28 protein-coding genes and 1 riboswitch are annotated in these 25202 nt (G+C 42.5%); of the genes, 22 read left to right on the top strand and 6 right to left on the bottom strand.

What is annotated here, in order from left to right; translation table 11 throughout:
• Nucleotides 1-70: 70 nt before the first annotated feature.
• Nucleotides 71-158, top strand: a riboswitch (cyclic di-GMP riboswitch).
• Nucleotides 159-175: 17 nt separating this feature from the next.
• The 8 genes from ABLT31_RS20330 (at nucleotide 176) to ABLT31_RS20295 (ending at nucleotide 5357) form a co-directional block, all read left to right on the top strand.
• Entirely contained in the window at nucleotides 176-334 is a 159-nt protein-coding gene (locus ABLT31_RS20330) for a hypothetical protein (RefSeq protein ID WP_367755061.1), read from the top strand.
• A gap of 263 nt (nucleotides 335-597) precedes the next feature.
• Nucleotides 598-885, top strand: coding sequence for a sporulation transcriptional regulator SpoIIID (spoIIID, locus tag ABLT31_RS20325; protein ID WP_367755059.1), 288 nt, complete (start codon nucleotides 598-600; stop codon nucleotides 883-885).
• Between the two features lie 153 nt (nucleotides 886-1038).
• Nucleotides 1039-2037, top strand: a complete 999-nt coding sequence (gene mreB / locus ABLT31_RS20320) for a rod shape-determining protein (protein ID WP_367755057.1) — start codon at nucleotides 1039-1041, stop codon at nucleotides 2035-2037.
• Nucleotides 2038-2100: 63 nt separating this feature from the next.
• Nucleotides 2101-2982: a flagellar hook-basal body protein gene (locus ABLT31_RS20315; protein ID WP_367755055.1), complete on the top strand. Its 882-nt coding sequence runs from the start codon at nucleotides 2101-2103 to the stop codon at nucleotides 2980-2982.
• Between the two features lie 38 nt (nucleotides 2983-3020).
• Nucleotides 3021-3833, top strand: coding sequence for a flagellar hook-basal body protein (locus ABLT31_RS20310; protein ID WP_367755052.1), 813 nt, complete (start codon nucleotides 3021-3023; stop codon nucleotides 3831-3833).
• Nucleotides 3834-3845: 12 nt separating this feature from the next.
• Nucleotides 3846-4118, top strand: coding sequence for a DNA-directed RNA polymerase subunit beta (locus ABLT31_RS20305; protein WP_367755050.1), 273 nt, complete (start codon nucleotides 3846-3848; stop codon nucleotides 4116-4118).
• Between the two features lie 348 nt (nucleotides 4119-4466).
• Nucleotides 4467-4895: a 3-hydroxyacyl-ACP dehydratase FabZ gene (gene fabZ, locus ABLT31_RS20300; RefSeq protein ID WP_367755348.1), complete on the top strand. Its 429-nt coding sequence runs from the start codon at nucleotides 4467-4469 to the stop codon at nucleotides 4893-4895.
• A gap of 186 nt (nucleotides 4896-5081) precedes the next feature.
• A complete protein-coding gene (locus tag ABLT31_RS20295) occupies nucleotides 5082-5357 on the top strand; it encodes a hypothetical protein (RefSeq protein WP_367755048.1) in 276 nt (91 codons plus the stop codon).
• Nucleotides 5358-6063: 706 nt separating this feature from the next.
• On the opposite strand, the gene ABLT31_RS20290 is transcribed toward ABLT31_RS20295, so the two are convergent.
• Nucleotides 6064-6864, bottom strand: a complete 801-nt coding sequence (locus tag ABLT31_RS20290; protein WP_367755046.1) for a hypothetical protein — start codon at nucleotides 6862-6864, stop codon at nucleotides 6064-6066.
• Between the two features lie 199 nt (nucleotides 6865-7063).
• On the opposite strand from ABLT31_RS20290, the gene nirB reads away from it, so the two are divergent.
• The 3 genes from nirB to ABLT31_RS20275 are packed head-to-tail and all read left to right on the top strand — an operon-like array spanning nucleotide 7064 to nucleotide 10650.
• Nucleotides 7064-9484 carry a nitrite reductase large subunit NirB gene (nirB, locus tag ABLT31_RS20285; protein ID WP_367755044.1) on the top strand — a complete coding sequence of 807 codons (2421 nt, stop codon included), beginning with the start codon at nucleotides 7064-7066 and terminating at the stop codon, nucleotides 9482-9484.
• A 17-nt stretch (nucleotides 9485-9501) separates the two neighbouring features.
• Nucleotides 9502-9813 carry a nitrite reductase small subunit NirD gene (nirD, locus tag ABLT31_RS20280; RefSeq protein WP_367755042.1) on the top strand — a complete coding sequence of 104 codons (312 nt, stop codon included), beginning with the start codon at nucleotides 9502-9504 and terminating at the stop codon, nucleotides 9811-9813.
• 24 nt (nucleotides 9814-9837) lie between these two features.
• On the top strand, nucleotides 9838-10650 hold the full coding sequence (locus ABLT31_RS20275; RefSeq protein ID WP_367755040.1) for a formate/nitrite transporter family protein: 813 nt from the start codon (nucleotides 9838-9840) through the stop codon (nucleotides 10648-10650).
• 33 nt (nucleotides 10651-10683) lie between these two features.
• Here ABLT31_RS20275 and ABLT31_RS20270 read toward each other — a convergent pair whose 3' ends face one another.
• Nucleotides 10684-11025 (bottom strand): hypothetical protein, encoded by a 342-nt coding sequence (locus ABLT31_RS20270; RefSeq protein WP_367755038.1) that lies wholly within the window; start codon nucleotides 11023-11025, stop codon nucleotides 10684-10686.
• A 768-nt stretch (nucleotides 11026-11793) separates the two neighbouring features.
• On the opposite strand from ABLT31_RS20270, the gene ABLT31_RS20265 reads away from it, so the two are divergent.
• Together ABLT31_RS20265 and ABLT31_RS20260 are read left to right on the top strand one after the other, a co-directional pair.
• A complete protein-coding gene (locus ABLT31_RS20265) occupies nucleotides 11794-12081 on the top strand; it encodes an HU family DNA-binding protein (protein ID WP_367755037.1) in 288 nt (95 codons plus the stop codon).
• Between the two features lie 439 nt (nucleotides 12082-12520).
• The gene (locus ABLT31_RS20260) at nucleotides 12521-12712 is read left to right on the top strand and encodes a hypothetical protein (RefSeq protein ID WP_367755036.1); all 192 of its coding nucleotides are present in this window, start codon (nucleotides 12521-12523) and stop codon (nucleotides 12710-12712) included.
• Between the two features lie 1269 nt (nucleotides 12713-13981).
• On the opposite strand, the gene ABLT31_RS20255 is transcribed toward ABLT31_RS20260, so the two are convergent.
• Both ABLT31_RS20255 and ABLT31_RS20250 read right to left on the bottom strand, forming a co-directional pair.
• Nucleotides 13982-14122 carry a protein-tyrosine phosphatase family protein gene (locus tag ABLT31_RS20255; protein WP_367755034.1) on the bottom strand — a complete coding sequence of 47 codons (141 nt, stop codon included), beginning with the start codon at nucleotides 14120-14122 and terminating at the stop codon, nucleotides 13982-13984.
• A gap of 27 nt (nucleotides 14123-14149) precedes the next feature.
• Nucleotides 14150-14407, bottom strand: a complete 258-nt coding sequence (locus ABLT31_RS20250; protein ID WP_367755032.1) for a hypothetical protein — start codon at nucleotides 14405-14407, stop codon at nucleotides 14150-14152.
• A 187-nt stretch (nucleotides 14408-14594) separates the two neighbouring features.
• Here ABLT31_RS20250 and ABLT31_RS20245 point away from each other — a divergent pair, with 187 nt between their 5' ends.
• Entirely contained in the window at nucleotides 14595-15473 is an 879-nt protein-coding gene (locus ABLT31_RS20245; RefSeq protein WP_367755030.1) for a DUF1002 domain-containing protein, read from the top strand.
• A 124-nt stretch (nucleotides 15474-15597) separates the two neighbouring features.
• Here the strand turns inward: ABLT31_RS20245 and ABLT31_RS20240 are convergent, their stop codons facing one another.
• Nucleotides 15598-15738, bottom strand: a complete 141-nt coding sequence (locus tag ABLT31_RS20240; protein ID WP_367755028.1) for a hypothetical protein — start codon at nucleotides 15736-15738, stop codon at nucleotides 15598-15600.
• A gap of 64 nt (nucleotides 15739-15802) precedes the next feature.
• Nucleotides 15803-16747 (bottom strand): stage II sporulation protein P, encoded by a 945-nt coding sequence (gene spoIIP, locus ABLT31_RS20235; protein WP_367755026.1) that lies wholly within the window; start codon nucleotides 16745-16747, stop codon nucleotides 15803-15805.
• 1336 nt (nucleotides 16748-18083) lie between these two features.
• Here spoIIP and ABLT31_RS20230 point away from each other — a divergent pair.
• From ABLT31_RS20230 to ABLT31_RS20195, 8 genes are all read left to right on the top strand, one after another.
• Nucleotides 18084-18290 carry a hypothetical protein gene (locus tag ABLT31_RS20230; protein ID WP_367755024.1) on the top strand — a complete coding sequence of 69 codons (207 nt, stop codon included), beginning with the start codon at nucleotides 18084-18086 and terminating at the stop codon, nucleotides 18288-18290.
• Between the two features lie 1127 nt (nucleotides 18291-19417).
• A complete protein-coding gene (locus ABLT31_RS20225) occupies nucleotides 19418-19882 on the top strand; it encodes a CBO0543 family protein (RefSeq protein ID WP_367755022.1) in 465 nt (154 codons plus the stop codon).
• A 462-nt stretch (nucleotides 19883-20344) separates the two neighbouring features.
• A complete protein-coding gene (locus ABLT31_RS20220; RefSeq protein ID WP_367755020.1) occupies nucleotides 20345-20977 on the top strand; it encodes a GntR family transcriptional regulator in 633 nt (210 codons plus the stop codon).
• Nucleotides 20977-21732, top strand: coding sequence for a creatininase family protein (locus ABLT31_RS20215; RefSeq protein ID WP_367755017.1), 756 nt, complete (start codon nucleotides 20977-20979; stop codon nucleotides 21730-21732). Before ABLT31_RS20220 ends, ABLT31_RS20215 begins: the two co-directional genes overlap by 1 nt.
• A complete protein-coding gene (locus ABLT31_RS20210; RefSeq protein WP_367755015.1) occupies nucleotides 21719-22168 on the top strand; it encodes a TRAP transporter small permease in 450 nt (149 codons plus the stop codon). The genes ABLT31_RS20215 and ABLT31_RS20210 overlap by 14 nt, the downstream gene beginning before the upstream one ends.
• 13 nt (nucleotides 22169-22181) lie before the next feature.
• Nucleotides 22182-23468, top strand: coding sequence for a TRAP transporter large permease (locus ABLT31_RS20205; RefSeq protein WP_367755013.1), 1287 nt, complete (start codon nucleotides 22182-22184; stop codon nucleotides 23466-23468).
• 20 nt (nucleotides 23469-23488) lie between these two features.
• Nucleotides 23489-24511: a TRAP transporter substrate-binding protein gene (locus ABLT31_RS20200; protein WP_367755011.1), complete on the top strand. Its 1023-nt coding sequence runs from the start codon at nucleotides 23489-23491 to the stop codon at nucleotides 24509-24511.
• A 19-nt stretch (nucleotides 24512-24530) separates the two neighbouring features.
• Nucleotides 24531-25178 (top strand): RraA family protein, encoded by a 648-nt coding sequence (locus ABLT31_RS20195; protein ID WP_367755009.1) that lies wholly within the window; start codon nucleotides 24531-24533, stop codon nucleotides 25176-25178.
• Nucleotides 25179-25202 lie beyond the last annotated feature (24 nt).

Raw genomic sequence — 25202 nt, 5'->3', positions numbered from 1 at the left:
TCATATAATGTCGAAGTTTGGGTATTTTGACCTATTTCAGTAGACCCGATAAATACATATGATGGATATTGTGCAAACAAGGCAAACCTGAACGAAAGTCAGGCACGCAAAGCTATAGGGGCTTCGTCCGCCAAGGAACATGCCAGCCAGCTGCCACAAAGGAGGAGACCAAAAAGTGAGTGTCTTTACGGGAATAAGAAAAATCTTGAGGAAAACAGGAACTGTGGAGGAAAAGCGGTTGACGTCGCAGGAAAAGTCAGCGGTTGCAACCTTTGCAGGATCCATTATAGCGATAGGATTAGTGAGTGCGATTACATTATTAATGGGAACTTAATAGACCGACAACAAAAGAATGAAAGCTAGGATCCGAATCCTGGCTTTTTGTCGTTTTCACGGCAAAGTTAAATTATGAGGACAACGAGAGGAAAGATTTTAGCAATTTTTTAACTGGACCAGAAGGCTTGCTGTCAACTCAGGGATTAACACTCCCAGCCTCCCTTTTTGGAATTTTCTGCATTCCTTGCGTTTTATCGGGAATATCTGATCTACCGCCTCCATATAATGTATCAGACTATCTCTAACAGGGAGGCGAGGGGAGTGCACGATTACATCAAAGAGCGCACCATCAAGATCGGTCGCTACATAGTGGAGACGCGCAACACCGTCCGCAAGATAGCCAAAGAATTCGGCGTATCTAAAAGCACTGTGCACAAAGATTTGACCGAACGGCTGCCCGAGATCAACCCCGAATTGGCTAATAAGGTAAAGGAAATATTGGAATACCACAAATCGATCCGCCACCTGCGCGGGGGAGAGGCCACGAAGATTAAGTACAAGAGGAAGTCGAAAAGCGAGAAGAAAGGAGCTAAGGAAGAGCTGGCATAACGCGAGTGCCTGTCACTCCCCGAAAGTACGAGAAAAATGTCGAAACCTCGAAAGGAATTCCTTGTTCCGCATCGAATTGATATATACTTTGGAGCTATGACACGCTAAAATAGCATTCACACATAGATGATCTAGTACAGGGAGGACCTTGCAATGATAGGGAAGGATATCGGAATCGATTTAGGAACGGCGAATGTATTAATTTATGTAAAAGGGCGCGGTATTGTGTTGGATGAACCTTCCGTAGTGGCCATCGACAGTATGACGAAGAAGGTCTTGGCCGTTGGGAATGAGGCTTACCGCATGGTAGGTCGGACACCGGGCAATATTGTGGCGATTCGGCCGCTTAGAGACGGAGTCATTGCTGATTTTGAAATTACCGAAGCCATGCTCAAGCACTTTATCGCGAAAATCGGAGTAAAAAGCTTTTTTGTCCGTCCTCGGATTTTGATTTGCTGCCCTACGAATATTACTTCTGTGGAACAAAAAGCCATTAGGGAAGCAGCGGAACGCAGTGGAGCAAGAACAGTTTACTTAGAAGAGGAGCCAAAGATCGCAGCCATTGGCGCCGGCATGGACATCTTTGTGCCAAGCGGGAATATGGTAGTGGACATTGGCGGAGGGACGACCGATGTGGCAGTTTTGTCCATGGGAGATATCGTCACCGCCTCTTCTATTAAAGTTGCAGGGGACAAGTTTGATTTGGATATTATGCGCCACATCAAGCAAAAATATCAGCTCATGATCGGAGAACGGACAGCGGAAGAGATCAAGAAGCAAATCGCCACCGTGTTCCCGGGAGGGCGCCAGGATGAAATGGATATCCGCGGACGCGATATGGTATCGGGCTTGCCGCGCAATATCACCGTTCGTTCGCAAGAAATTCAAGAGGCGCTAGCCGAATCCGTGACCCACATTATCCAAGCATCGAAAAACGTATTGGAAAGAACACCGCCAGAGCTATCCGCCGACATTATCGACAAGGGCGTGATGCTGACCGGAGGAGGAGCGTTGCTTCACGGCATGGACAAGCTTCTCGCCGAAGAGCTGAAGCTTCCGGTGCTGGTTGCTGAAGAGCCGATGTTCTGCGTGGCGAAAGGAACGGGCATTATGCTGGAAAACTTAGACAGAGCGAAACGTCGAACCATCTAATGCCCTCTCTATCAGGATATGCTAAAATAGGGATACCATACATACGGGAAAAGGGGAATCCACATGCTTAGGGGTTTGTATTCCGCCGCTTCAGGAATGATGGCCAATCAGCGCCGCTCCGAAGCGCTGACCAACAATTTGGCCAACAGCCAATCGCCAGGGTATAAAACGGATGAGGCGGTTTTTCGCTCGTTTCCGGAATATTTGCTTTCTGCGGTCCAGACGAAGCGCTCTCCGCTTCCGCCGAATGCCCCCCTCACAGGGCTCCAGAAGCAGCGGATCGGAACCTTGCCTCAAGGCGTCTACACGCAGGAGATGATTCCTAACTTTCGCCAGGGGGATCTGCAGGAAACGCAGAATCCGTTTGATGTGGCGATTATCGATGACCATTTGCCTCCTGTGGAAGTGGAAGGTCGCCTGGTTTCGCCTCGCCAATTCTTCGCGATCGAGAAGAGCGGAGAAACATTTTATACGCGGAATGGGAGCTTTACCATGGACGGCGCCAACCAGCTCGTGACCGGAGATGGGAGCTTGGTACTCGATACGGAAGGGAATCCGATCGTTTTAACATCGGATCAGTACCGAATCGATGAGCAGGGATACCTATACGATAAAAATGGACAAGCCTATACCGGCCTTCGGAATCCCGGCACACCGGATGAAGAGTCGTATCCGGTGCGGTTGCAAGTGGTGCAAGTGGACAACCCGTATGATTTGATCAAGACTGAAAACGGAGCCTATCGCTGGCAAGGCCAAGAGCCTCCGGCTTTAGCGCAGGGACTTACCCGCATGCGGCAAGGCTTTTTGGAACGCTCCAACGTGAATGTGCAGCAGACCATGGTGGACCTGATGCAAACGGCCCGGTCGCTGGAAAGCAACCAAAAGGTCCTGGACGCCTATAACCAGACGTTAGACCGGCTTTTTGAGTCATCCCGACTCGGCTAACGGAGTCATTTCATTTGAATGCAAGGTGAGGTGGAAGGATGTATACATCCATGATTAATGCGGTCAGCGGGATGCGATCCGCGCAAGTAAAGATGGATTCCATTGGGAATAATGTAGCTAATGTAAATACACACGGATATAAAAGCCAGGACGTTTCCTTTGGTTCCATCCTAGCTGAACAGCATAAGGTCAATCCGGAAGCTCCCTCGAGGGAGGGCCGCCTCACCCCTGTACACCTTCGCGTAGGCATGGGGGTGCTAGCGAATCTTCATCGCCCCAACATGCAGCAGGGGGCACCCATTCAAACCGATCTAGAGACAGATCTGTTTATTCAAGGAAATGCGTTCTTTCAGGTAGAGGGCGAGAACGGGGAACCTCGATTGACGCGGATGGGGGCTTTTCAACCGATGGCGAACGGAGACGGCCGGATGGTTCTGGGAACAGCCGATGGGCGACGGGTTTTGGATCGGAATGATCAACCGATTGAGCTGCTGGAGGGCTATCAGTTCAAAGTAGATGATCGAGGTTTTGTGAGCTTTGTGAATTCGGCTAATTCCAATGACCGCATCGACCAAGGGATCCAACTCAGGCTGGTTTCCGTTCCGAATCGCCAGGCTTTGATTCCTGTGGGGGAAAATGCCTATACCTTACCGAATGGAATGGAGCTCCTTCCTGTAGAGGATGCAGGTGATGTGCTCGTGAAAGCAGGCTTTCTTGAAGGGTCCAACGTAGATCTAGCGAAAGAGATGTCTACGCTAATCGAGACGCAGCGACAGTTCCAGTTTAATTCGCGGGCACTGCAGTTACTGGATCAGATGGGTCAGACCATCAATAATATTTATGGAAGATAGGGAGTAATGAACATGCCACTGCAAAGACAAGGAGAAGCCGCTATTTCTTTGGATGGAGAGGCCGTTGAAACGGAAAAGAGAGAAAAGAGAAGGAAGCTCTCTAAAACGAGAAAAGGGAGAACGATCCCTCGGTATGCTAAACTTATCACGGTTTTTGTGCTTTTGTTCGTTTCTTTACTCGGCGGTTTAGCTGTGGGGTACAGCGTAGTCGGGGATGGCCCGGTGCTAGAAGCGTTTGATATCAAAACCTATAAGCATATTTATGATTTAGTGTTTAAAATGTAAAAGGAGAGGGTACAGGCAGAAAGTACTCTCTCTTCTTTTTGTGTTGAAGAGGAAAAATTGTAGCTTAACGCTTGCCAAGTTTTCTTGCACTGTCAGAATTATAACTGCGTTACTATTATTAGGACAGTACGAGGAACTTGTAGCTGATCGCTTCCAAGTTTTCTTGCTCCCCATGGCAAATATAGGATATAATTTGGAAGGCTTTCTTTTGTTTGGTAAATAGGGGAGCACAGTTTGGGCTGTGCTCCGTTTATGTTAACCCCGTTGGCCGGCCGGGCTTGGGAGGTTAATTATAGTGTAGCTTTTGCGCTATTTTGTTATGTAGTTAAATATTGGAGGGTGAAGATGATGTTGAACATTGAGCAAATTAAAGAAATTATTCCACACCGCTATCCGTTTTTATTAGTGGATAAGATCTTGGAGATGGAAGAGGGTAAACGAGCTGTAGGGGTGAAAAGTGTTACGATCAATGAACCGTTTTTCCAAGGGCATTTTCCGGAATATGCGGTCATGCCAGGGGTGTTGATTGTAGAAGCCTTAGCGCAAGTCGGTGCGGTAGCCGTATTAAGCCTAGAAGAAAACAAGGGGAAGTTAGCTTTTTTTGCGGGGATCGATAACTTCCGCTTCAAGGAGCAGGTGCGTCCCGGGGACGTACTGACGCTGGAGGTCGAGATGCATACCTTGAGAAGAGGCATTGGAAAAGGGCATGCAGTGGCACGAATTGGAGACAAAATAGCGGCCGAGGGAGATCTCATGTTTGCGTTGGGACAGAAGTAGGGAATCAACTTGAAGGAAGTTTTTAACATTACTGGACTGTCTTTTACAGCTTAAAGTATATTAATAAAGTACTAAAACATAAGGAATTAACTTCATCTCTAATAATGAATTCGGACTATTGAAGCAAAGATCATTATTGGATAGTACATTCAGACTTCTTTTGTATGAGCAAGGGGCTTACGTCATTTGGAATTCAAAGTGGACAAACTGGAGGAGAAAGTGGAATATCTTCAATCTAAGGGAGTTAAGGTAAATGACTACTTTTATCATTATCGGTTCCACGATCAGAATACTTCTGCCCATCATCAAAAAGAATTAAATCAAGTAAAGAAATATCTCTATGAAAAGTATTTAAAAGAATGGGGTAATGAATACCAACCACTCTATTATATTTCCGATAATGGATGGTTGGATATAAAGGAAATTGTTCCTACCAAAAATAGAAGCTACGTTGACCTTTGATGGAGGGCGGTTTTCCTCATTCTGCTGAAGTGTAAAGCGTAAAAGTCAAAGAGCCAGGGGCTGTCCATATCATGGATTTATTGGCTAGGGCATTATAGCTCTTTTAGAGTGCCTGTCACCACTCGAATTTTATCGAAGGCAATTTCCAGCCTGCCGTTTAAGGAATAAAAAAAGTAGACGAGTCCGCTCGTCTACTTTCTTTGGTTTAAGCTGATGTTAGAGCTCGGATTTATTTGTTTGCACCCAACGGAAGTGGACTAATCAAAAAACGATAAGAATAATAAAGTGCAGGTAAGTAAAAATTTTGGCATAATACAACCCTTCCAAATCATAGTTATTATTATGGAGGTGTTGAGATCATGGAAAGCATCATTTTTTCGTTCTTAATTTTGTGCTTTATTGGTTTGTTTTCCTATCTCCGAAAAAATTACTACGAAGTTGAGAGTAGTTTGCTCCAAAACGAATTGCTTTATAATGATCTCGACGGCAAGACAAATTACTAATTCGGCGGTCAGGCGACGATAAAGGATTTAGAAATGATGAAGGGAACATGGTAACAGACCAATAAGGCACCTAATAAGGTGCTTTTTCTTTTGAAGATCACATTTTTGTGAAGTGTAGCTTATTTTCGCTTCGCAATTAGGGATTGGAGGTATTATACTCAACCCGACCCGATATTGGCGATGCTATTCGTCACAATTTGGTTCTAGTATCCTAAAATACTTAAATCACGCAATGATTTAAAACTGTGGATCATGATTCCTTTATAAGATGGGTGCGACTGCAAATGGGCATCTATTTCAGGAATCGCTTTTTCTAGCGCAATCCTACCCTTGTTGTAAAAACTAATGTGGGGCCCTTCGTTCGATTTGCCAGTTTCTAAACTTGCAAAGATGGATTTACCTAGGGCATCAGCTTCCGTCAATTCTTCTTGAACAATACTGACTACACTGTTGCTTCCTGTCGCTACATTACGGTAGGACATAAGTGCGAGGTAATCGTATTTCGAAATCATCCAGTGACTCAATGTTTCCGCAGTATTTGGAACAAGTCTTGTATGCAGCCAATGAGGTACAGATGCCCCGATTGATATCGGGATATTTGTACTTCTAAATTGCGTAATCATATGCGTCACAGCATCCATCCATTGAGTGACCGTACCCGGTTCATCGGCAGCCCATTCCGGTAAGGTGTATGGTTCAATATCTAGGTGAACGCCTTTGAACCGTTCAGTGGAAGGGGAAGATGTTTGGTAATTGTTGACCCAATTTATAAATGCATCCAAATCCTTTCTATACTTTGTCAAGGCCCATCCTCTCCTACCGCCTAGAGCGTGTATTTCAATGCCATTATCATAAGCTGTCTTTAAAAAAGTTTGGTAAGTGGAATGGGGTACTGCAGTATCAATATGCAAGAAAAGTAGATTAAAACTACCTGCTTTGCAGAAGGTGATCACATCTTTTGATGTGATGTAATTTGTCTCCCACAACCATAGCCCTTTAATCATCTTCCTTAACCTCCCTTATTTTACCTTCCACATATTCTATGTAGGTCTTTTCTATGTGTTTAGTAGGCATCCCCACAGAAATGCCAGCCATTCTCCTGATAGACTTAAAAATAAACCATGTCAGAAATCCTGACATGGTTTATTTTTGTTTCAAAGTATTTTTATATAATAGAATTAATTTGTTAGGAGAGTGAGAATAGTGAAAAAGAAAAAGCTTGTCTTGATCGGGAATGGGATGGCCGGTATAGGGTGTATTGAACATATCTTAAAGCTTTCCAAAGAAGCATTCGAAATTACTATTTTCGGTGCGGAGCCTTATCCCAACTATAATCGTATTCAATTGTCCTATGTATTAGCTGGAGATTCCAGCATTCAAGATATCGTTTTAAATGATTGGGATTGGTATAAGGAAAATAATATCACCCTTCATACAGGGCATACGGTCAATCGAATCGATGCGGATAATCGATGTGTTTATACGGATGGCGGTATAGTGGAGTCCTATGATGAACTGATTATCGCGACAGGCTCCAATCCATTTATGCTGCCTTTGCCAGGTGCCGATAAAGACGGGGTGATTGCCTACCGTGATATTAAGGATTGCAATGCCATGATCGAAGCATCCAAGACTTATAAAAAAGCGGTGGTCATCGGTGGCGGACTTCTCGGATTAGAAGCGGCTCGCGGATTGCTCAATCTTTCTATGGACGTTTCGGTTGTTCATGTATTTGACCATTTAATGGAACGTCAATTGGATCCGACAGCAAGTAAATTGCTTCAAGCGGAATTGGAAACACAAGGCATGAAATTCTTAATGAATAAGCAAACCGAAGAAATTTTCGGAGAAGACCGGGTTCAGGGACTGCGCTTTAAAGATGGAACCGAAGTCGAAGCCGATCTGGTGGTTATGGCTGTGGGAATTCGTCCCAATGTAGCCCTTGCCAAAGAAAGCGGCATTGAAGTCAACCGTGGGATTGTGGTCAATGATTATCTGGAAACGAGTGTTTCTCATGTGTATTCCGTTGGGGAATGTGCAGAACACCGAGGCGTAGTCTATGGTTTAGTGGCTCCCCTCTATGAACAGGGTGCGGTATTGGCTAAGCGCCTATGCGGTGCAGAAACCGATCCTTATGAAGGATCTGTCCTTTCTACCAAGTTGAAGGTTTCCGGAGTCGATGTATTCTCCGCTGGGGAATTCATGGATCAGGAGGATACCCGTGCCTTCCGTTTTCAAGACGATTTCAATGGAGTCTATAAAAAAGTTCTCGTGCGTGGAAGCGCCGTTATCGGTGCTGTTCTCTTTGGGGATACGCAGGATGGCTCCCGCTTGTTCCAGATGATTCGAAATGGCGCGGATGTTTCCGAATTAAAATCGATGTTCGCTCAAGGACAAAGTCAAGGTCAGTCTGCTGCATCCTCTGCGGTTGCCGACATGGCCGATGATGAATTAGTTTGCGGCTGCAATGGGGTATCGAAAGGAACGATTGTCCAAGCCATCCGTGAACAAGGATTGGATTCCGTAGAAAAGGTAAAAGGGTGTACGGGAGCCTCCCGTTCTTGCGGAGGGTGTAAACCGCTCGTGGAAGATCTATTGAAATGTACGCTAGGCGAAGAATTCCAAGCGGTAGAGAAGGAGCCCATCTGTTCTTGTACGACATTGAGCCGGGATGAAGTGGTAGAAGAGATTAAAACCAAAGAGCTAACCACCGTCAGGGAAGTGATGCATGTGCTTGATTGGGAAAACAAGGAAGGCTGTTCGAAGTGCCGCCCAGCCCTGAATTACTACTTGGGCATGGTTTGGCCGGAAGAACATGAAGATGAAGCCGATTCTCGTTTCGTCAATGAACGATTCCATGCGAATATACAAAACGATGGGACATTCTCGGTTGTTCCCCGCATGTATGGCGGAGTCACCAACCCGGATGAACTGCGTAAAATTGCGGATGTCGCAGATAAATACCAAGCAAGGATGGTTAAAATTACGGGTGGTCAGCGAATTGACCTATTAGGCATTAAAAAAGAAGACCTTCCGAAGGCATGGGCGGATTTAGATATGCCATCCGGTTATGCATACGGAAAAACCCTACGAACCGTTAAAACATGTGTCGGTGCCGATTTCTGCCGTTTTGGCACGCAAAACTCGATTCAAATGGGCATCGATATGGAAAAGAGATTTGAACGACTGCAAACTCCACACAAAGTAAAGATGGCTGTATCCGCTTGTCCACGCAACTGCGCGGAATCAGGGATCAAGGATGTAGGCGTTGTCGGGGTAGACGGCGGATGGGAACTGTATGTCGGCGGCAATGGCGGCGTGCACCTTCGCGGTGGAGAACTATTGGTTAAGGTGAAGACAAGTGAAGAGGTTCTGGAGTGGACCGCTGCGTTCTTACAATATTATCGTGAAGATGCTAAATACCTGGAGAGAACGTCTCATTGGGTAGAACGCGTTGGGCTCGACCCTATTCGCGAAGCTTTAGCAAACAGCGAAACGCGCAAAGAATTGATAGAGCGCATCGATAAATCGCTCGCTGTGACAACGGATCCATGGAAAGAACATATCGAGAATGAGAAGTTGCGTTCCATGTTCAATAAAATTACGGTACCAGCTACCAACTAATCGAGGGAGAGATCAGGATGGAAGCGATCAAGGTAAAAGTGGCAGAAATATCGGAGTTGATTGAGAAAATCGGCAAGACAGTAGAAGTGCAAGGTCAAGAGATTGCCTTGTTTCTATTAAATGACGGAACTATACGGGCAGTGGAAAACCGCTGCCCGCACAAAGGCGGGACCTTATCCGAAGGCATCGTTTCCGGAGAGCATGTATTTTGCCCTCTCCACGACTGGAAAATTTCCTTGTGCGATGGATTGGTTCAAGCACCGGATACCGGATGCATCAAGACTTACGAAGCGAGCGTAGAAGGAAAGGACATTTACATCACGCTTTAATGATGAACACTATAGGAGTTGGATATGTATAAGGAAACGTTTGAAACGATTGGTAATCTAGCAGAAGAAAAGAAGAAGATGATCCTTCAACATCCATTCCGTTATTTATTATCATCCAGTCTTGCCGGTGCCTATGTGGGATTTGGCATCGTCCTGATTTTTATCTTAGGCGGCCAATTCTCTGCGGCCAACTCACCATTCACGACGCTGATCATGGGAATATCTTTTGCGGTTGCCTTGATTCTGGTGGTGTTTTCCGGATCTGAACTATTTACTGGAAATCATATGATCTATACGATCAGTACATTGTCGGGCAAGACAACGATAAAAGATACTCTGATAAATTGGGCATGGTGTTATGCCGGAAACGCACTTGGTGCAGCAGTATTTTGCTTATTAATCATCGGATCAGGGGTGTTTTCCAACCTTCCTATGGACCATTTGCTGTATGAATCAGCCAACAAAAAAATGCACTTGTCTACTTCCGAATTATTTTTTCGGGGAATCCTGTGCAACTGGCTGGTCTGTTTAGCGATTTGGATGGGGATAAAAACAAAAAGCGAGTCAGCAAAAATCATGCTTATTTTTTGGTGTCTATTTGCCTTTGTTTCCTCCGGCTATGAGCATAGCATCGCCAATATGACCGTACTCTCTTTGGCTTTGCTTTTGCCTCATCCCGAAACGATTTCCTGGGCAGGATTGGTTCATAATCTCGTACCAGTCACGCTTGGAAATATCGTGGGAGGCGGATTGTTTGTTGGAGCCGCCTATTGGTCAGTAGGGCAGCCGAAAACAAATCGAGTCTTCAAAGAATCAAAGGGTAAAAAATTAGCATGATAAATTAAGATGGAACAGTAAAGTAAGGGAGCTTTAGAGGGCATTTTTCTTAAGGCTCCCTTGCTTTAGCTTGTTTTTTATGCGATATTCGATCGAGTGATCGAACCATCGTTCCACTTCCTTACCTATCTCATCTGCAAAAATTTGAAGAACAGGGTTTGCTTCTTCTGTCTTATCTTCAAACCGGCGATAGACACTTTGATATTCCCATTTTTGAAGTTTAGGGTCATAGACGGCATGCATCGAATAAATATTATCTTTTTCTATATCGTTTTCCAAAACAAAACAGTAATGTACTTTGACTCGAACAATCGTATCGTTCATCTGTTCCCAAACCAATTCGCCATTTAACCATGCATGCGAAATTTCAATCATAAACATGGCTCCTTTCGTTTTATTAAGGAAATAAAAGCAGGAAATGGGATGAAAAAGATATTTTAGCGAGCGTTCTATTGGAAACGCTTACACAAAGAATAATACATTTAACTTTATTTTACAAGACTATTTCTTTAATCTGTATGACCATTCACTCTCAAGTTCTGTCGTACTACCGTATTTGCTATCTGTTAAAAAACCATGTGATAAAACCTAACAATAAATGTGTCGAAATAGTGAACCCGATATATAATCAAATTACATAAAACGATAAGGGGCGGAGAGAAATGAGAAACTTTGATCTATCCACATATACAGAAGAAGAGTTGTACTGGGCAATCTACCAAAAAGAGCAAAAAGAGCAAACCAATAAAGGGGATGCCCCTAAAGGCCGGTAAAAACCGACTTTATGGGTCAGCTGGCCCTAATTTGGAATATAATTCCACCTTACTATAAAGGACAGGTGGGAAACATCGGGCATGGGCGGTATGCTCGCTTAACAATCATAAAAAGCACTCTCAACTGAGAGTGCTTTTAATAATTATCTAAATTTAGTTAACATGTCTAAAAAACTAGTGATTTGTCCATAATGCTAGTATCAAACTAGCAGGAAATGGGTGGAGGATAATACCACCTGAAGGGTAGAAGATCCTTTACCTTGGAATCTAGTAAAGGAACAGAGATTTCGTTCAATTAACACTTGATTCCGAATGCTGTTTTTCATTATATTTGTAATAATGATAATATTTTCGCTAGGAGGGCTTAAAAATGAACAAAACTGAATTAATTGCTTATGTTGCTGAACAGGCTCAATTGACCAAGAAAGATTCCGCAAAGGCGGTGGATGCCGTTTTTGAAGCGATTGAGAACAGCTTGAAAAAAGGTGAAAAGGTTCAACTCATCGGTTTTGGAAACTTTGAAGTTCGTGAACGTGCCGCCCGTAAAGGCCGCAACCCACAAACGGGTCAAGAGATTGAGATCGCAGCATCCAAAATTCCTGCCTTCACAGCCGGGAAAAGCTTGAAGAGTTCCGTCAATGGAGAAATAACGGCATAAAGAACGGCAAAAAAGCCTTGAGAATCTATGGTTCTCAAGGCTTTTATTTTTGCATTTTTCCATTTGAAATTTTTCTTTAGTCACTTCTTGTTTGCCGTTTAATTTTTTCGATCATCCACTTCATTAGGACTGGAACAAGAATATAAAATGGAATGGAGTATATATGCTCCCAATGTTCCAACTTATAAATCTCTAGCCATACAAGGATAGGCTCTAAAACAAAAGCAAAAATCACTGCCAATAAAATATGTGTAAAAAGGAAATTCTTCCAATTGGAAAAGTATTGGTAAATTAACATATTCCGAAAGGGCGGTTTTCTTTGTTTTGGAAGGAAAATCGCCAAGAATAGCTTTAGTCGATTTTTGTAAGTATTTAACTAGCGATAGATCTATCTTTATATGGGCATATATGGTAAATTAAGTGCAAGGAGTTAAGGATGATGGAAGAAGGATTTGGGCGTTATATCTATTCAAATCTTCTTTATAACCTGGGTACTCTTTTGCTGCTACCAAAAGGGCTGTTAGGAGGAAAAGGCAAAATCAAGTTCAAGGCTGATTCGCTTCTATTGTTCATTCATAAACCAAGGCCTGATATTCTCCGGGTTCGGATGAACAGGCCTTTTGTCTTTTAGACTTCTGATGCTTTTATGATTTATCAACCTTATGGGCATTAAAAGTAAAAATGGGAACCTCCACTAAATCATTGGAAGACATAAAATGAGATTAATTAAATAAATGTTTTGAAAATTCATTGACTTTACCATTTGTAAAATGGTAATATATGTAATGTTAGATCCGATAAGAACTTAACTTATTATGATACTATTAAACTCAAAAATAGGAATCCAATAGTAAAATGTTTCTTTGCTCGAAAAGCGCGATTGCTTACGCGTAGATTACTGAACATTATATAAATTCAACCAATTATCTGGTGACCAGTTTACGAGGTTAGTAAAAGGAATCACTTCGAAGGACAAAAAAAATAATGAGGCGGAAAGGATGAAGAAAGTTATGGTGCATAATGTCAGGTTTATCGATGTAATGAAAAACGCTACCTTTCAAATCATAACACGGTATTTTATCCAGAATCGTTGTCTGAGTCCCTTTCAGTGGTTCATGCTTGAATATCTATTGGACAAGGAAACCTTATCTGCAACTCTAGAAGAAACAGTCCTAGGGAGGCGATACAGCGGTAACGCATCTCGTGTGAAGGCATTTCAATATGTAAACATGAAAGTGGAAGTTCGGTTTAATAGGCTAAGGGAAAGCTTATCTATTAGTCGATCTGGGTGGCGTTATTTAAAGAGTAGAAAACGAAATGCAAGTAGCCCCAATGTGCAATTTGATCGCGGGAAATTTGAGGGGATTCATGGAATGGGAGTACGGGGCACATTATTAGAATTTTTCAGGGGAGGATTATTTTCCATACGATCAGATTTTAGAAGTATAAAACGAGATTCGCAATTCGTAAAGAGGGACCTATTTTTTCTGTGGAATACCTATTTAAGTGAGGAGCGAGGTCCACCAAGTCCTTCTAGACTATTGGTAAGTATGAGTACGGACAAGCCATAGCTAAACCACTTCATTCTGACTTTGCATGAGCTGCTACATCACTGAAATACCTTTGCGTGATTGTTGCCTACCCCCTAAATCTAACTCAATAAAATTGAAATGTAAGGAGGAAGAATACAGGTAAACTATAACTAAAGTTCGTATTAAATATGAGCGACTATTTTGACCTATTGACCAAAAAATTTTTGTATCTTGTTCTACTCTACTTTTTACTAATGATTAAGGCCTGATCCCTTCCCCGCTGGGATGAAGATCAGGCTTTTTTTTGATTTTCGGGCTTCCGCCATCTGTTCATCTACTTGCCCGTCGACTGAGGAGTTCCTCAATTCTTACGCTGATGGAAACAAGGCTTTCAAGTCCCGCTTGAATTCTGGAGAAATTTTGACCTGTGGACGAATGGCCTGGAGCATAGCTTCCGCTTCGTCAATTGTGTCTGCTTTTTTTAGAGCGAGTAATACACCTGCTGCCACGCTTCCAGCGCGGCCTCCGCCGCCTTTTCAATGGAGGGCGGCTTTTTCACCTTTGTGGTAAGCCTCGACTAGCTGGTCTATGGCTTCCTTCAAAGGTTGAGCTTGGTTTGTTTTTGCGCTGTCCAGCGGGACATTGACCCATTGAGCGTTCTCTGGAGCTGAACTTTGTTTCGCTTCGGCCCTCACGTCTACGATGAGAGTCGCTTTCTCATTGGTGATCACCGAAGGTACGTCAGCTTCCCCACAAATAAAGATACCTTCTAGAAAAGATTGGTATGCCGCCAAAATCGTCCCTCCCTTTATATGATAGCTTGTATCTATCATAACTGGAATGGGAAGGAAAAGCCAGTTGCAAGGATGATGGGTTTACTCTAAAATGCTTCAATGAAGCATTTTTAGTTTGGTACGCTAGACGGAGGTCATGCAAAACTATACTATACTATGCTATATTAATCGTGGAGGTGGTGAAAAAATGACAATAAAAAAGAGACTGCTAGCCCTTATGCTCACGGCTTTTGTTATGTTCAGCTCTGCGGCTTCAGCTGACGTTGCCGTCGGAGACCGCGTGATTACACTCGGAGCAGACCTCAACGCCAGCCAAAAAACTCAGATCCTGAACGAACTTCAGCAGAACAGCGAAGACATGATGGTTACTGTAACGCACCAGGACGAGGTGAAATACCTGAAAGGGCTGGTTCCGGCTTCCGTGATTGGAACGCGAGCCATTTCTTCTGTCCTCATCACCTTTGGAAACCAGGGAGACGGCTTAACCGTAGAAACCAACAATATTACTTGGGTAAGCCAGGATATGTATCGAAACAGCCTTCTCACAGCAGGGATTAAAGATGCTGATGTGGTCATTACAGCTCCGTTCCCTGTGTCTGGAACAGCGGCCCTTGTAGGGATTACCAAGGCTTTCGAAACGGCAACGGGAGAGAGTCTCTCCGAAGAAAATAAACAAGTAGCCAATGAAGAAATGGTCAAGACAGCTACTCTAGCGGACCAAATCGGGGACAAAGAAAAAGCAGTCCAATTCATCTCGGCACTGAAAGAAGAAGTTCAAGCTAAAAACCCTGCGAGCGACGCCGATTACGCAGCTATCGTTACGTTGGTCGCGGAACAGATGGGGATCCAGTTAACGGATGAACAGATCGCTTCTCTCACGGAACTATTAAAAAAGATAAAGGATCTAAATATAGATTGGCAGGGAGTAGCTGATCAAATCAGCGATATTGCGGAAAAAGCCAATGTTTGGATAGAGAATAATCCAGAAAAAGTAGAAGCGGGAAAAACCTTCTTGTCATCGGTTTGGAACGCATTAATCGAATTTCTAACGAAGATATTCTCTTAAAAGAGTGCCTGTCATCACCCGAATTTTGCCGATGATGGTCAGAATCAAATTTTGAATAGACTGGAACAATTTCTGGCCATTAAAGCCCACCTTGAAAATAATTTCGAAGTGGGCTTTTCTTTAACTAATGAATCTGCTCATTATCTATTATTTCAACTTCACCATTATCAATTGCATTTGTAATTGATTCATAGCTAACCCCAGCTAGTGCGATCAATTCTTCTAGTGTGTATTTTGTTGATTCAATCTGAGGGTTTTTATTCATTATTCATACTTCCTTTACATTGAGTATTCATTCAATAAATTATTTTTACCAAATGTATCCCCCTCTAACCCGTAGGCGATGAATCTGCTTTTTTGTCTTGCTGAAAGTAGGTATCGGCCAATACATCTGCTAACGCAGCAGCGGTATTATAACATTCCTCCAGGGTATTATCGATTCCTCCGATTTCAACTAATACACTATTTGGAGAAAGCGACTGATTGTATTCCCCGTTTCCTTCCGCTGTTCCTTTATAGTCAATTCCCCGTGATAGATCCGGAAACTCCTGTTCTAGATGAGAGTGAATTTTCTGAGCGAACTCATCATTTTTCTCCCAGTTTTGATGGCCTTTTCCAACCACAAAGGAGATGCGTGCGTAGGATTTACCATCAATATTGGTTGTTGTCATCTCTTTAGGAAAAGAATCTCGGTGGATATCCAAAAAGTAATGGATATTCTGTTCTTTAGTGGCTTCTTTTAGCATTTTAAGGGATTGGGCATAAGAAAATGCGTAGGGCAGACCATTCTCTTTCAGTAATTTTTGGTGGTCCGTAGGATCAAATTTTGCCTTAATTCCCCTTTTCTGAAGCTCCTCGGATAACTTTTTACTAACTAATGAAATATTCTTTTTGTCATCGGTCACGTCCGGGTTGTCTGAGACGTGAGTCCACGATTCCGTATTATGGGTATTGTAGATTAATACCACTTGCTCATGCTGTTCCTCTATCTTTGAATTCTTTTCTGTCGGCGTTTCGGGAGAATTTTCGACCATAGATGGAGCGGGAGACTCGATGGAAACAGCATGTTGATTAGGTTGATTAGGTTGATCTACTGCTGTCTTTTCGTTAAAAGCCCTTAAACCAGGCAGCTCTCGGCTGACCACCGAGGCAAGATCGGATGGCTCTAGATTTGTTAAGGTCTCAAATAAATATAAGGATATGGGTTTTGGGGGATCTTCTGATTCATGGGTTAGAATCCCAAGATAGGGAATCGCCATTTCGAAAGATTCCATCATGATCCTTTCGGGAACATAAAAAAAAGTTTGCTTTAATGTTCGTGAAGTGCTGATCGTATACTGATAGTGAAATAACCACCCCAAAAAAACAATCAGCAATATGCCGCAAATAGAAAAAAGGATAAAAAGGTTCGGTTCACTTGGTTTAGAATGTTTGTCCATCATTGTTCCTTTGGCTAATGCATATTTTAATTTGATTTTATTTTACGCCTACCCTAAAAATACTGATCAATAAATCCCATTTATCATCCTGGGTATTACGTATGTATAATCCTCAATAAAGAAAAGCGGGGTGAACCATACGGGTTAGTTAAATGGAAACCAGGGAATGGCTAACCAATCTAGAAAAAAGATGACCCAATGATTAATAGTGGTTCAGTCATAGTTTATTTTTGTGTGAAGAAAGTCCTGTAAAAATGAACCAATGGTAATGATTTTGTTCGATTTCCTTTTTGAAGCCTTTCAAGATATTGACAAGATGATACATATAGATGTAAATTACACCTATATGCTTAATTGTGAAAATAGTCCAACAATGATATTAACGATAAAAAACAAGTTGTACATCAACGCTGTCGTTTAAAACATGAAAACACCCAGAATTTAATCATATGTATACGGATGTAGGAAGAATGAGTGGGGTGATAAACGTTGAAAGAAATCAATTTGGTCATACAATGTGAGTTCTGTGAAGATGGAATTTACGCGGATATATTAGAGGCATACAGAAACATATTGTATGTAGTTAAATGTAATCATTGCGGGAAAGTATATGAAATTAAACCAAGCCATTACCAACCCAGACCAATAGCGAAAGATGAAGCAAAGTTATGGACGCCGAGATAAAAAATATATAGGATATATTTTGTCAATTTCTCGAGTATGCCAAAGGTGTGTCCTGCTGATGTTATTCCTCTCAGAAAAACTTATTCTACTCAATAAGGTAGGAGGATGCGAGATGAATAAGAAAATATGTTTTTGCAACAATTGTTCACATGATAAATATATTCTTGTAGAAAAGAAAAAGATTTACGTTGATAATAAAGGTCGGATAATTCTTCAATACAGGCAATGCTTAAATTGTTGTAAAAGGTATAAAGTTGCTTATGATGGAATTAAAGAATTTTATTTTTAATAAAGATCGTTGTGCTTGAATGAATGATTGATGAAAGCAAAAGGGATAACCAGATTTTTATGGTGTACCTCTTCTAGTATCGTACTCTTTTTTGAGCAGATCATCTTCATCATATCCATTTGTGTTAGACTATAAGAAATTGAGGTGATGATATCAATGGAGGATCTTTTAAAACAAATACTTTTGAAGCTAGACTCAATGGAAAAGCAGACAAGAGAAGGATTTGAAGAGGTAAATCAGCGCTTTGATAAAGTGGATACTCGTTTAGTTGGTATTGAACAATCCGTAAACAGCATTCAACATGCACAACCCAAAGATATTGAAGCTATGCTTGGTATTTTGAATATGAAGCTGGATATGCTCACTCACCATAAGAAAATTAAGATTAAAAAGAAAAATTCCTAACTGTTAAGGGCTTTTTGTTTTTAATCGACAGTCTGGTATTGCCGGTTATTTTGATCGGTAGATGCTGGAATTGTGAATGGAAGAAGCTATTTAAAAAATGTTTATAGAGATCAAACTGGCTATCCATTAGTGGAACTATGGTTGATCAATGGAATGGGGCACGCCTGGTCAGGTGGCAGCTCTGCTGGATCGTATGAGGATATACTAGGCATACCACCTAGATTAATTGACCAGTGGCGATTGTGCCGAAAAAGGGTGAGGGTGTTTACTAGTTATTGATAGCCGGCTGCTAGGTCAGCCTATTTTTTGCCTAACGAGAGGGAGCATAGCAGAATAGGATGAAAATGAATGGTGGTGTGGGCTAACCGATCTCGCTTGAAAAGAATTTTAGATATTATGGATTTACTTTTATTCAGAATTCTTATTAATCCCATCTAATGCGGCTTACATAAATAGGAATGCCTAGAAATTTGTAAGTTCTGATAATAAAGCGCTTACCGCGTGAAAAATCCTGTTCTCTAGAAGTTTCAATTCTAAACCATTTGCCATTCTTCATATTAGCACCTTCTTAAATAAAGTTTTAGTGGATGTAATTTACATTATATGTTGGAAGTGCAAGGAGTAGAAGATAAAAAATCTCGACAATTATTTTAATGGCAGTCTATCTTTGTCGAATATGAGCGATCTTGCAAAAACATCCACTTTCTTTATGCCTGAGAAACACTGATCTTAATTAAAAATGTGTGTCCTCCCAGGAATTTAGCCGTTCCTATTAATCTATAAATTTCATTGTATATTAATAGATTAATAGACAAGGGAGTGAATAACGGATGTCCAAAAAATACTCAACGGGTCCGATGCTCAGCGTATTTCCGAAAGATGGAAACAATAACCTTGTCTCTGCTCAAAGGGTATTGCACTCCGAATTAAAGAGAGTCTAGTTTCATGCCTCAAACCTTGTATAACTGCCTGGAAAAGGGCAGTTATTTTTTCGGCGGTTGTGATGATATCATAGAAGCCGCTATCTGGATTATTGTTAATTGACTTTTATGGGGTTTATTCGGACAAGTAATGGATAAAATTAATTTGAGAATGCCTGAATATCATTAAGGTGGATGATCAATATAATGGAATGGGTAATAAACTGGACTTTTCTGATCCTATCCCTAGGGATCCTTTTCTATTGGATACGTAATCCACCATTTAAAGATTGGCCGCTCGTCTTTTTTTCAACCGGTTATGTTTCCATCATACTTGCTGTTGTTTTAGTTGAAAAAGGATGGTTTTCTTTTCCTGTTCGGTTTTTTTCTGAGCATTTTCAGAGCAGTATCTTGTATGAGTATATGATTCTCCCGGTCATTTCTGTTTTTTATAACAGCACCACGTATGTTTCAAAGACGAAAGGAATTATCGTGCAGGCCATTCTATACAGCATTCCATTGACTGTATTGGAATATCTGATGGAGAGACATTCTGATCTCATTGAGTATCATAAATGGACATTGGTTCATACCTTTATAACGCTTATCCTTTTATTTATAAGTATCAGATATCTAATAGCTTTTTTGCGAAACTTGACTGATCACAAGTGAACTTAGGCTTAAAGCCTAATCTCATCTTTATTAGATGAAGTCTAGGCTTTTTTGCTATTATAGGGTTTTTGGAAATTATATAAACCATAACAATACCTTCATCAATTTTCGACAAACAAGGTATTTGGTTTCATGTAACTTACTCGGATACGTGGAGTATCCGTTTTTTTTATTTAATAAAATAATCTAAAAATTTCAAATTGACATTTAGTAATAATTGCAATATTATCTATGTATAGCAGTTGTATACAACCTGCATTCACGAGTCGAATGAGAAGAGGTGATAGGAATAGTTAACGAACCCAGGAAGAAAAAGCTGTTACATTTCCTTACTAAAATCGAACGCTGCAACAAAGACCATGATAAAAATAATTCATAGAAAACTTTTTCTTTTTTATACCACTTGTATACAACCTGTATCAAAACAAAGCGCAACCAGTATTCTAGAAAGGAGGAGAAACCATGGTTACAAAAAAAGCATTGCTAAAAGATGTGGCCTACGAAAAAATCAAACAAAAAATCTTGAGAGGAAGAGAGGATTACACGTCGGAAAATACATTAGTAGAAGAACTCGAAATGAGTAGAACACCGATCCGTGAAGCCTTACAGCGTCTGCAATATGAAGGCTTCATCAAAATTATCTCTAACCAGGGCGTGGTTATTCCAGAACTCTCTGTGAAAGAAACCAATGATTTGTTTGATATGAGAATAGCGATCGAAACCTTTTCTCTTAAACAAGCGGTGGATATCACCACCAAGGAAGATTTTGAAGCGATGTATCGCTTGATTGAAGAACAGAAGGATGCTGCTCAACACAACGATGTTTTTCAATTTATAGAGAAAGATGCAGAATTTCATCTTTACCTGTTGGATATCGTGGGGAATCACTTATTTATTCAGAGTTTCAATAATATTAAAGATCGTCTCCATCGCACAAGCCGAAACCTCAAAACGAATACAGAAAGATTGCTGCTGCTTGCAGAAGAGCATGTTAGAATCATCGAGTTCATTAAAAACAAGGACATCGATCGTGCAGTCGTCGAAATGGAAAACCATCTGAATGGCGGAAAACTAAATATTTATGGAGGGATCTAATGATGAACCAACGTACAAACTTTTTAAAGGAAATGAGCTGGACGACCTTTGCGGAGCGGAAAAAGGAAACGAATCTTGTGATTATCCCTTCCGGAGCCTTTGAAGTGTACGGGCCTCACCTGCCTTTAGGTACGGATACCCTAGTTGCTGTGAAAATTGCCGAGCTGGTAGCCCATCGTGTCCCGTCTATCATCGGACCGACACTTGAAGTGGGGGATTCATCGGTATTGGATGTATTTCCGGGTACGATCACGATTAAACCGGATAGCTTCAAACAGTATATGCAAGATGCGGTGACGAGCTTGAAGAAGTGGGGTTTCAGAGATTTCTTGTTTGTGAATACCCATTTGGGAAATGTTCCGATCATCAATGAAATAGCCCACGAGCTTCATCGCACGAAAGAATATCGCTGTGCCCAAATTGACTACTGGCGCTTCATTAAATCGATAGACGAGGGGATTATCGAGACAGGGGATTTAGCGCATGCGCATGCCAGCGAGGCAGGCACATCGGTGATGCTTCATTTATATCCTGAATTGGTGGAAGTGGAGAAATGGGTAAACGATCCGCCTACATATGATTCTAGCTTTTCTGACATTATTCAATACAGAGACTATGACTTCTATACGAAATCGGGGACGATCGGGGATGCGACAAAAGGAACTCGAGAGAAAGGAGAAGCTTTAGTTCAACGTTCCGTAGACCGTATTGTCCAATTTTTAAATGAAAGTTGGAACCATCATGAAAAAAATTGAGAAGTTACTAGAAATCATTACGGTTACGCTGATGGCTCTTCTGGTGATTGTGGTAAGTGCCCAAGTTATTTCCCGCATGTTCAATAGCCCCTTTATGTGGACAGAAGAGTTCTCCCGTTTTGCCCTTGTGTATCTTACCTTTTTGGGTGCAGCATTGGCCTATTATAAAGGAGAGGGTTTGCGGATTACGATGTTCATCGATCGATTTCCGCCTGCCGTGCGTAAGGCGAATGACGCGGTCATGCTGGTTATGAGTGTCATTTTATCCGTATGCTTAGTCATCTTTAGCTTTGATCTGGCAAAAGAACTTTGGGGTACCCCTTCTACGGCTCTGCAATGGGATCGAGGGATTGTAGTTTTGGTCATCCCGGTCGGGTTTGCTCTGATTTTCCTGAAGTTAATCAGAGATGTGAAAAAGACCATACTGACGAGGTAAGGGGGGATTCAAGTTGCTGTATCTTTTGTTTTTCTCGATGTTTGCCCTCATCATGCTAGGGATGGATATTGCCTTTGTTTTGATGGTGAGCACGGTCATCGTGATCGGGGTGAGTCATTTGGGAGACTCCCTGATCCCGGTCGCGGTTGTGCCCCAGTATTTATTCGGGGGAGTCAATTCCTTCAGCTTCACGGCGATTCCCCTCTTCATTCTCGCCGGTGAAATCATGAACTATGGCGGAATTACGGACAGGCTGGTTCAGTTTTCCCAACGCATGGTTGGACATATTCGAGGCGGGGTGGCCCAAACGGGTGTAGCGCTGAACGTATTTATGTCTGGCGTATCGGGATCGGCGGTAGCGGATTGTGCGGCTACAGGTTCCGTACTGATTCCGGCGATGAAGAAAGATGGGTACAGTGCAGAAAAAAGTGCCGCGGTCATTGCCAGCGCTTCGACCATTGGTCCGGTGTTTCCTCCTAGTATTCCGATGATCATTATTGGATCGCTCGCTGGCATTTCCGTAGGGAAGCTATTTTTAGCCGGGATGATTCCAGGGCTGATGATGGGAATCGCGTTGATGATCTATATCTATTTTTACGCGAAAAGAAAAAACATGCCCAAGAGGGAAAGGGCCACGCTGAAGGAGCAATGGAAAGCGACCAAAAGTGCCGCGCTGGCGCTTGGGATGCCTGTTCTGATTATTTGGAGTATTATGTCCGGGATTGTCAGTCCGACGGAGTCGGCAGTGCTGGGCGTACTCTATGCCTTAATCATCACGATGTTCATTTACAAAACGGTCAATATCAAATCCCTCTATCAAGTGCTGCTTCAGTCTGTGATATCCACGGGTTCCATTATGATTGCCGTTGCGGGAGGAGTGCTCTATGGCTGGCTTGCAACCTACCTGGGGATCGGGGATACCATTCAAGAATTTCTGTATTCGATCAGTGACAACAAGTATGTTCTTCTCTTAGTCATCAACATCATCTTGCTCGTACTGGGTATGGTTCTGGAGGCCATTCCGATTATCCTGCTCATGGTTCCTATATTGTATCCCATGCTGACTCAAATGGGAGTGGACCCCATCCACTTTTCCGTCATCATCGTGGTGAATCTGATGATTGGATTAGTAACTCCGCCGATTGGATTACATTTATTTATTACTTCTTCTATTGCAAAAGTGCCGATGTCTGGAGTCATGAAAGCCTCTTTACCCTTTATGGGTGTGCTGATTATCGTCTTGCTATTAGTAACCTTTATTCCTCAAATCTCTCTATTTTTGCCTAATCTATTTAATTAATAATTATGGGGGTTATGATGATGAAAAAAAGATTCCTATCTAGCATTCTCGCTTTGTCTCTACTTGGTTTAACCGCATGCGGTCAAAGCCAGACCTCTTCGGATGTGAAAGAACAGCCAACGGGAAGCGCGGAAAAAGTCATCAATTTGAAGTCTGCAGATACGGTGGCAGCCACAAGCCCCTATACCGTGGGGATGAATGAATTCTCGGAGCTATTGGCCAAAGAAACGAATGGCAAAATCCAGCTGAAGCACTTTCCTGCGGGACAGCTAGGGAATGATATCGAAGTGGCTGAAGGCGTGAAGATGGGGAGCATTGATTTGGCGATGATCGGAAACGTCCAAACCAAGGCAACGGATGCTTTTTACCTGCCCTTCTTGTTCGAGGACAGTGAGCACTGGCATGCGGTGCTAGATGGTGAAATCGGAGAAAAAATCAAGCAAAAGATCGAAGAGCAATCAGGCTTAAAGCTCATAGGGTATGTATACTTTGCACCCCGAATTATGACCACAAAAGGAAAAGAAATCAAAACGCCTGAAGACCTAAAGGGCCTAAAGATTCGCGTTCCTGAAATCCCCCTCATGGTGGATACTTGGAAAGCTCTTGGGGCAACGCCTACTCCGATTGTGTTTGGCGAGCTGTTTTCCGCCTTGCAGACCGGTATTGTAGATGCACAGGAAAACCCGTATGAGATTGCGGTGAATAACAGCTTTTTCGAGGTTCAAGATACGATTATTGAAACAAATCATAGCATTCCCGTCCGCTTCTTGGTCATGAACAAGAAAAAATATGAATCTCTCACTCCGGAAGAACAAGGAATTCTGCAAAAGAACTGGGATGCGACAGCATTGAAAATTGAGTCTCTCTATAAGGAAAACGAAGCCGAATATATCCAAACTCTAAAAGATAAAGGGATGAAATTTGTACAGCCGGATGTTAATGCCTTTAGAGAAGCAACCAAGGATGTATGGAAGAAATATGCTCCAGAAGCTTGGGGTGAAGGCGTGTACGAGGAAATCGAAGCTTTGAGAAAAAATAAATAATCGAATGGAGGATGAGACGATGTTTACGATCAATCCAAGAGTACAAGGTGTTACACCCGCCCTTTTAGACTTATATGAAAAAGTTTGCCCTTCTACCATTGGCCATATGACCGATTTTGGGTTCCTGAAAGGGCTGCAGCCCTTATCCCGTCCGATTCGTTTTGCCGGGAACGCGGTAACGGTCCGCATTCCGCATATGGACTCTACAGCCGTGCACCGGGCTCTCGATTTCGTCGAGCCAGGGGATGTCATCGTGGTCGATATGTCTGGAGACACCGAGCGTTCCTGCTGGGGAGGAATGGTTTCTTATGCAGCGAAGGCCAAGAAAGTGGCCGGCGTGGTGATTGGCGGCTGCATTAATGATGTTCCGGAAATTCTGGAGCTGGGCTTGCCGGTCTTTTCCCTAGGGGTAAGTCCCATTACGACGCGATTATTGGGAATTGAAGGCGAGATCAATACCGCGATTAGTGTTTGCGGGGTCAGTGTTCATCCCGGGGATCTCGTGGTGGCCGATGATGATGGAGTGTTTGTGATCAACCCTAAGCAAGCTGAAGAATTTGGCAGGATTGCCCTTCAAAAGCAGCATGCGGAAATCGAGATGAAGCAAAAAATCGATCGAGGAATCTCGCTTTCTGCGATAAGCGGCGCACTCGAGTTGACGAAATAAACCAATCTATATTAAGGAAGGTGT

It is taken from the genome of Ammoniphilus soli, from assembly GCF_040813775.1.
Note: the sequence above shows the minus strand (reverse complement) of the source record. Positions and strands in the feature narration are given on the sequence as shown.

Bases quoted from the DNA above. Each gene is read 5' to 3' on its own strand.
- nirD (WP_367755042.1), top strand. From the start codon at position 9,502: ATGGAAGCGATCAAGGTAAAAGTGGCAGAAATATCGGAGTTGATTGAG.
- ABLT31_RS20225 (WP_367755022.1), top strand. From the start codon at position 19,418: ATGGAATGGGTAATAAACTGGACTTTTCTGATCCTATCCCTAGGGATC.
- ABLT31_RS20265 (WP_367755037.1), top strand. From the start codon at position 11,794: ATGAACAAAACTGAATTAATTGCTTATGTTGCTGAACAGGCTCAATTG.
- ABLT31_RS20245 (WP_367755030.1), top strand. From the start codon at position 14,595: ATGACAATAAAAAAGAGACTGCTAGCCCTTATGCTCACGGCTTTTGTT.
- ABLT31_RS20290 (WP_367755046.1), bottom strand. From the start codon at position 6,864: ATGATTAAAGGGCTATGGTTGTGGGAGACAAATTACATCACATCAAAA.
- ABLT31_RS20195 (WP_367755009.1), top strand. From the start codon at position 24,531: ATGTTTACGATCAATCCAAGAGTACAAGGTGTTACACCCGCCCTTTTA.
- ABLT31_RS20305 (WP_367755050.1), top strand. From the start codon at position 3,846: ATGCCACTGCAAAGACAAGGAGAAGCCGCTATTTCTTTGGATGGAGAG.
- ABLT31_RS20220 (WP_367755020.1), top strand. From the start codon at position 20,345: ATGGTTACAAAAAAAGCATTGCTAAAAGATGTGGCCTACGAAAAAATC.
- ABLT31_RS20275 (WP_367755040.1), top strand. From the start codon at position 9,838: ATGTATAAGGAAACGTTTGAAACGATTGGTAATCTAGCAGAAGAAAAG.
- ABLT31_RS20315 (WP_367755055.1), top strand. From the start codon at position 2,101: ATGCTTAGGGGTTTGTATTCCGCCGCTTCAGGAATGATGGCCAATCAG.
- ABLT31_RS20215 (WP_367755017.1), top strand. From the start codon at position 20,977: ATGATGAACCAACGTACAAACTTTTTAAAGGAAATGAGCTGGACGACC.
- ABLT31_RS20200 (WP_367755011.1), top strand. From the start codon at position 23,489: ATGAAAAAAAGATTCCTATCTAGCATTCTCGCTTTGTCTCTACTTGGT.
- mreB (WP_367755057.1), top strand. From the start codon at position 1,039: ATGATAGGGAAGGATATCGGAATCGATTTAGGAACGGCGAATGTATTA.
- ABLT31_RS20230 (WP_367755024.1), top strand. From the start codon at position 18,084: ATGGAAAAGCAGACAAGAGAAGGATTTGAAGAGGTAAATCAGCGCTTT.
- ABLT31_RS20310 (WP_367755052.1), top strand. From the start codon at position 3,021: ATGTATACATCCATGATTAATGCGGTCAGCGGGATGCGATCCGCGCAA.
- ABLT31_RS20210 (WP_367755015.1), top strand. From the start codon at position 21,719: ATGAAAAAAATTGAGAAGTTACTAGAAATCATTACGGTTACGCTGATG.
- fabZ (WP_367755348.1), top strand. From the start codon at position 4,467: ATGTTGAACATTGAGCAAATTAAAGAAATTATTCCACACCGCTATCCG.
- ABLT31_RS20240 (WP_367755028.1), bottom strand. From the start codon at position 15,738: ATGAATAAAAACCCTCAGATTGAATCAACAAAATACACACTAGAAGAA.
- spoIIP (WP_367755026.1), bottom strand. From the start codon at position 16,747: ATGGAATCTTTCGAAATGGCGATTCCCTATCTTGGGATTCTAACCCAT.
- ABLT31_RS20270 (WP_367755038.1), bottom strand. From the start codon at position 11,025: ATGATTGAAATTTCGCATGCATGGTTAAATGGCGAATTGGTTTGGGAA.
- ABLT31_RS20260 (WP_367755036.1), top strand. From the start codon at position 12,521: ATGGAAGAAGGATTTGGGCGTTATATCTATTCAAATCTTCTTTATAAC.